This window comes from Candidatus Electronema sp. TJ, assembly GCF_048287355.1.
Taxonomy (GTDB): domain Bacteria; phylum Desulfobacterota; class Desulfobulbia; order Desulfobulbales; family Desulfobulbaceae; genus Electronema.
The window spans coordinates 1-6,428 of the sequence record NZ_JBLWEP010000138.1 but is presented as its reverse complement, the minus strand read 5'-3'; the positions used below and the strand labels follow the sequence as shown (position 1 = coordinate 6,428).

Annotated in this window: 8 protein-coding genes; 1 reads left to right on the top strand and 7 read right to left on the bottom strand. The window is 55.4% G+C overall.

The genetic code is table 11. From position 1 onward, the window contains the following. The coding region (locus ACNKID_RS09765) for a toprim domain-containing protein (RefSeq protein WP_417913241.1) at positions 1-2,495 on the top strand (2,495 nt) is incomplete at its 5' end. 57 nt (positions 2,496-2,552) lie between these two features. On the opposite strand, the gene ACNKID_RS09760 is transcribed toward ACNKID_RS09765, so the two are convergent. The 7 genes from ACNKID_RS09760 to ACNKID_RS09730 all read right to left on the bottom strand — a co-directional run. Beyond that, positions 2,553-2,990, bottom strand: a complete 438-nt coding sequence (locus tag ACNKID_RS09760; protein WP_417913240.1) for a hypothetical protein — start codon at positions 2,988-2,990, stop codon at positions 2,553-2,555. Between the two features lie 302 nt (positions 2,991-3,292). After that, a complete protein-coding gene (locus tag ACNKID_RS09755) occupies positions 3,293-3,904 on the bottom strand; it encodes an HNH endonuclease (RefSeq protein WP_417913239.1) in 612 nt (203 codons plus the stop codon). A gap of 632 nt (positions 3,905-4,536) precedes the next feature. Beyond that, positions 4,537-4,941: a type II toxin-antitoxin system HicB family antitoxin gene (locus tag ACNKID_RS09750; RefSeq protein ID WP_417913238.1), complete on the bottom strand. Its 405-nt coding sequence runs from the start codon at positions 4,939-4,941 to the stop codon at positions 4,537-4,539. 5 nt (positions 4,942-4,946) lie between these two features. After that, positions 4,947-5,135 carry a type II toxin-antitoxin system HicA family toxin gene (locus ACNKID_RS09745; protein ID WP_417913237.1) on the bottom strand — a complete coding sequence of 63 codons (189 nt, stop codon included), beginning with the start codon at positions 5,133-5,135 and terminating at the stop codon, positions 4,947-4,949. Between the two features lie 38 nt (positions 5,136-5,173). Then, on the bottom strand, positions 5,174-5,593 hold the full coding sequence (locus ACNKID_RS09740) for a type II toxin-antitoxin system HicB family antitoxin (protein WP_417913236.1): 420 nt from the start codon (positions 5,591-5,593) through the stop codon (positions 5,174-5,176). Continuing rightward, positions 5,590-5,775 (bottom strand): type II toxin-antitoxin system HicA family toxin, encoded by a 186-nt coding sequence (locus ACNKID_RS09735; protein WP_417913235.1) that lies wholly within the window; start codon positions 5,773-5,775, stop codon positions 5,590-5,592. The genes ACNKID_RS09740 and ACNKID_RS09735 overlap by 4 nt, the downstream gene beginning before the upstream one ends. 21 nt (positions 5,776-5,796) lie before the next feature. Beyond that, positions 5,797-6,428 (bottom strand): amino acid--tRNA ligase-related protein (locus tag ACNKID_RS09730; protein ID WP_417913234.1); only part of this gene is annotated, 632 nt, incomplete at its 5' end.

The window sequence follows — 6,428 nt, the reverse complement described above, 5'->3', positions numbered from 1 at the left end:
CGGGCAAGCTGGCGGAGTGCCAGTCAAAGAACCCGGCAGAGCGGGAGCTGTTTCTGGTCGAGGGAGATTCAGCCGGAGGTTGTTTTTCGGGCGAGACCAAAGTTGCCTTGGCTGATGGCCGCGCTTTAAGCTTCATAGAGCTGATCGCCGAACAAGAGCAAGGCAAGGAGCATTTCTGCTACACCATTCAGGCGGACGGCAAGATTGGCCTCGAACGGATTCTGCATCCGCGCCTGACCAAGCGGCAGCAGGAGGTTGTTCAAGTGACGCTCGACAACGGTGAACAGATTGTCTGCACCCCAGATCACCGCTTCATGCTGCGCGACGGCAGCTATTGTCCGGCGGAGCAGCTGACTGTCGGTGCTTCGCTGATGCCGCTGTATCGAAAGCTCTCGGACATGAGCGAGCCGGGTATCACCATTGACGGCTATGAAATGGTCTGGGAACCAGCCGTCAGCCGCTGGAAATTCACACACGTCCTTGCCGATGAATACAACTGCAAGACTGGTGTTTATCAGGCTGAAGAAGGTGGTGAGCATCGGCATCACCTTGATTTCAATAAACGCAACAACAATCCTGCCAATATCCAGCGGCTTTCGGCAGAGGAACATCTGTCGTTGCACCGTCGGCATGCTGAACGGACACTGCGGCGGCCTGATGTGATTGCAAAGAGCAGGGCTGTTCGGCAGAGTCCAACATTCCGGGCTAAGATGAGCCGCCTTATGTCAGAGCCGGAACTGCGCAAGATGCTTTCCGAACGGGCGCAGGCGCAATGGGAAGACGCGGCCTATCGCGCTTTCATGGCCGACAAATGGCGGGAGTTCTACCGCAGCAACGCAGAATATCGCCAGCAGAACGCCGCGTTGTTGAACGAGGCGCAGCAAATCTACTGGCAGGATGAGAAAAACCGCTTGGCGCAGGCTGAACGAGTGCGTTCTTATTTTGAGGAACACCCGGAAGCCCGTGCGGAGCACGCACGAAAGGCGAAGGAGCAATGGACTGATGCCGAGCTGCTGGCATGGCGGAGTCAGAAAACCAAGCAGCAGTGGACAGAGGAGTTCCGCGCCCGCAGGAAAGCTGCGCTGCATGGAACCTATTATCGGAAAACACTTGCTGTGCTCAAACAGCATGAAAGGCGGCAAGGAACAGTTGATCTGGAAGGCTACCGCCAGCACCGCATCGCTGCAAAGGACAAAACGCTGCTGCGCTTTGACACCTTCTGCCAGCGGTATTTTAACAACAGCACCGAACGCGCTCTGGAGGCGGTGAGCAATTACAACCACCGCGTTGTGTCAGTAGAGAAACTGACGGAGCGTATCGATGTGTACGACATCGAAGTGCCGAACACCCACAACTTCGCCTTGGCCAGCGGGGTGTTTGTCCACAACAGTGCCAAACAGGGCCGCGACCGCTCCTTCCAGGCTATCCTGCCCCTGCGCGGCAAGATCATGAATGTGGAGAAGGCACGCTTTGACAAGATACTTGACTCTGAGGAGATCAAGCAGCTCATCGCCGCAATGGGAACCGGCATTGGCCGCGAGGAGTTTGACGAGAGCAAGCTACGCTACCACAAGATCATCATCATGACTGACGCGGACGTGGACGGCGCGCACATCCGCACCTTGCTCCTCACCTTCTTCTACCGCCAGATGCTGCCGCTGATTGAGCACGGCTATGTCTATATCGGCCAGCCGCCGCTCTACCGCTTAGGCCGGGGCAAGAAGGAGCAGTACTTCCTTGATGAGGACGCGCTCAACAGCCATCTGTATGAGCAGGCGGCGCAGAGCCTGCTGCTGCGCCCGGATCAGGGCGGCGGCGAGCTGGCCGGGCAGGAGCTGGTCAGCCTGCTGAAGAAGCTGACCGTGTTCGAGCGCATCAGCAGCTTCTTGGAGCGGATGAACATTCAGGAGCGGCTCACTCTTTTCCTGCTCGACAACGATGTGCATTCCGCCGATCAGTTCAAGGAGGAGGCGTTCCTGCAAAAGCTGCTGGCCCGGCTGGCCGAGCTGGACGCATTCAGCAGTGGCATCCGGCCCTGTCTGTCACGGCCGCACTGCTTCGAGGCTGAGGCCGCCTTCATCGGCCTGGCCCACACCCGCACAGTCATTGGCCCGCACATCCCGCTGATTCCCGAATATCGGCACGCGCTTGAGCTGCATCCTGCAATCAGGCAATTCCTCAGCAGCGGCTTCAAGGTCATCAAGGGCGAGGAAAAGGAGATTCCGGCGAAGAACTGGCGCGAGCTGCTGCGCGTGGTGCGCGAGGAGACCTTCAGGGGCAGCCATCTCCAGCGCTACAAGGGCTTGGGCGAGATGAACCCGGACCAGCTCTGGGAGACGACCATGAACCCGGCCAACCGCACTCTGCTGCGCGTCAGGATTGAGGATGCCGAGGCTGCGGATGATCTCTTCGTCACCCTGATGGGCGACAAGGTGGAGCCACGGCGCGAGTTCATCCAGAACCACGCTCTGGAGGTTTCCGAGCTGGATGTCTGAGCTTCCGCAGCAACATGGCGGGGGAAGGCGACACGGCCTTTCCCCGCTCCTCCCCATCTACTGAGCATGAAGCATCTGCGGCGGGAATATGCTCAGCGGCGCAGACGGATATGCAGCCTTCAACCTCTTGATGAAGGTCTTCTCTGAACAGTCAGGCGTGTCGTCAACTCCTGGCTCGCAGGCGGCGGCAATGCCAGCCGGCTTCCATTTCCCTTGTTTCTTATGCAGCAGCATTGAGACAGCTTCATAGTTGCCGCGTCCGTCACGAGATTGCGGGACAGTGTGTATCCATGCCCAGCCTTGATCAACCTTGAGATAAGGCACCACAAACACCACATCCAGTCCAGACATCCGTTTCACCACTGCCCGCATCGCATCCAAGATGGCCTTGCGTTCAGTGCTGCCGGGCTTTGGCGTGTATGCGCCTGCGGCAAAGGCAAGCGACGACGCAGTGATTGAGAAGGCGCAGAGCAATGCAGCTGTTTTGTGTTTCATGGCAGTCACCTTTCTTGCAGGAAGTCGTTGAGCATCTGGTTGACACTGTTGCTCAATCAGCATAAGAGCCGGGATTGCTCCTGTCAACAAGGAAAACACTGATGGGAAACCGAAGCGGAGGAGCGGCCCGAACTGGATGACGCTTATGCGATGAAACTGGCTCGTGCTTGTGAGTTCAAGTCACAAACGTTTATGAGTCAGACTCACAAGCACGAGCCAGTTTGAGTCGCAAGTGCAGTTGAGTTGGGCGGGGAGGGAAGCAGGCTGGGTTTCTGCAACACTTTACACCAATGCCGAAGCAGCTATTGAATCTTCTTCCCTTTGGCTCTGTTACATTTCTCGCATAGCAGCTCGATGTTTCGGACTGTATTACTCCCACCTTCTGCGACTGGAATGATGTGATCGTACTCAAGATTATGACGGCTGCCGCATTTCGCGCACTGACCTTGATCACGTCGCCATACAGCAATACGAACTTTCTCTGAAATACGTTTCCTGTTGGCGACGGCTTCACGTACCTCTGGACTATCCTGCTTTTTGGAGAGTTCCTCGAACAGCGTTCTTTCTTTATCTGCCAACCTCGCAACAAGAAGCATACATTCTGATTCTGTATAAGGACCGGTTGCTGCGTATACGGAATCTCTATAGAGGAATAATTGCGAATTTAAATAGTCGTATTTATAAATATCTAATATAGGATCAATCTGATTAATCACTCTATATACACCAGAAATTTTACGCAAGGATATCGGTAATGTTTCAGAGTCTGTTATCATCTGCATTTCTTCTTTAACACCTTTGATGTACCAATCTTCTTCCTCATGCTGGTATTGGCGACATACACCTTCGTAATAGTCTTTCGCTGCCGTACATACACCTGTCAGAATCCGTTCGACTTTACATTTAACTGTCATCGCTTTGTTTTCTCCATATTACCAAGAAATCATACCTATCTTCCAACCAAGTAGAATGCAACCAGTATAAAGCAATGTAACTTGGGGAGCGTAAAGCACTCCCCAATACTCTTCTACTACCTCCCCTCCGCCTTCAACTGCGGGGAGAGCATCACATTCTGGTGGAAGGCGAATCAGTCAGCAGCATAACCAATACCGGTCTATGCCCATATCTTCGGACGCAGGCTTGTGAACCTGCCAGATGAGGCATCGTAACGGGGCAGGGCGTTTTCTGTCAACAGGAAAACATGTTGGCCGGGCATGAGTATGAGCGCAGCAGCTTCATGCTCATGATGCTGAGAGACTCATGTGCATGACTGTCAGGCAGTCATGAGCATGAGTGTCAGACAGTCATGTACATGATCGTCAGGCAGTCATGTGCATGACCGTCCGGGAGGCATGAGCAGGGGGGATTTTGCAGACGGCCAAGGCGGAGCAGCTGGAGAGCGTTGGCTGGTTAAAAGAGATCGTGCTTGTGAGATAAGGTCACAAGCACGATCCAGTTTGAGCGCACAAGCACTGAAATGCGGGAAGACGGTCTATGCCCGCCCGCGCCTTGCAGATAAGCAAGGCGGCCTGAACAGCAGGTGGTTTCAACGGTTCATCGCCATATATTCCACAGCGGCCTGAACCAGCACATCAGAACGGCTTTCGCCATGATTCTTGGCAAAGCGGTCAAGGGCATTCAGCAGCCTCTCAGGGAGTGTCACCTTGACCTGCTTTGATTTCATCAGCGACAGCTTGCTGATGTCAACATCAATCAAGGCCCAGATGCCGTCCGCATATTCAGGCTTGCTTCTGTGCTCCTCAATGGAAGAGGCCGCAGGGATTTCCTCCGCATCCAGCAGCAATCCCTCAATATGACATTCCGCCGCTTCCGCAGCCATAGTCATCGCTTCTTCAATCGATGAGCCAGCAGAGAAGCATCCGGGAAGATCAGGGAAGAGTATCCCATAATCAGAATGCTGGTCTTTATGGATCACAACAGGGTATTTCATCGCCTTCACCTCCATTCCCATCCTGCCTGCTGATAGATGCTGCGCAGCGTGCCGACAGGAAAATCCTTCTTTGGATGCGGAACTGTCACTTTCCCTGGCTTCTGCGGATGCTTGAACTGATAGTGATCACCTCGCACATGATGCAGAAGCCAGCCATCCTGTTTCAGCCGTCTGATGATCTCCCTGCTGTTCATCTATGCCAATCTTGCCTTATCCAGCCGCTGAGTCACGCTTACTCAAAACTCAGCACCAGCCTTTTGCCCAATGCAGCAGCAGCCTTGTTGATCATCTTCAGGGTTGGCGAGGAGCGCGGGTTCTCCAGCCGCTTGACCGACGGCCAAGAAGCATCAAGGATTCTGGCAAGATCAGCCAGCGGCCTGCCTGCCCGCGCTTTGCGGATAAGCAAGGCCGCCTGCACATTCACTTCCGGCGCAACCCAATGCACATCGCTGCCGGTCAGCTGGGAAGGCTCAGGGATTTCCTGCTCCTGCTCAAGGCGGTGCTCCATGACCAGCGTCAGCACTTCAGCAGCGTTGAACAAGGCCTCGTCAAGCGTCTCGCCTTGCGTCATCGCCTCTTCAAGATCAGGGAAGGCGACAAAGAAGATGCCGTCCTCCTCCTTTGTGATCCGCGCCGGATATGCAATCTTCATTTCAGCTTCACTCCTGTCTGCTTTTCAATCGCCCTGAGCAGGCCAATGCCGATGTCATGCTTGCCATGCACCGGCACAGGAACAGTCTTCACTCCGTCAGACAGCAAGTGATGACTGCCCCGCACCCGGACAAGCTGCCAGCCATGCTGTTTGAGCAGCTCAATGATTTCCTTGCCGTTCATCCCTTGAGCCTGTAGGGCAGCCTACTTCACTTCCGCCTTCAAATGCGGGAACAAGATCACATCTCTGATGGACGGCGAATCAGTCAACAGCATGACTAACCGGTCTATGCCGATGCCTTCGCCTGCCGCTGAGGGCATTCCGTACTCCAAGGCGCGGACAAAGTCCTCATCCATCTCCGGGTGTATCTCCTCATCCTCGCCGCGCTCCTCAATCTGCTTGACGAAGCGTTCACGCTGGTCAATCGGGTCGTTCAGCTCGGAGAAGGAGTTGGCAATCTCCCTGCCGGTGATGAACAGCTCAAAGCGGTCGGTGATGCTGGGGTCTGCCTCGTTGCGGCGGGCCAGCGGCGAGATCTCCGCCGGATACGAGGTGATGAAGGTCGGGTTGATCAGCTTCTCCTCCACCAGCAGCTCGAACAGGCCAGTTCTTGCCTTGCCCGGCCCGGAGTCCGGCTGCAACTCCACCTTGTACTTCTTGGCCAGCTCCATCACCGCCACGTCATCAGCCACCACCGCCGCATCCAAGCCCGCCACCTCGCTCAGGGCTTCAGTCATGGTCATGCGCCGCCACGGCGGGGCCAGGTTGATCGGCGTGCCCTGATACGTGATCTGCATGGTGCCGTTCACCTGCTGGCAGATGGAGGAGATCATCT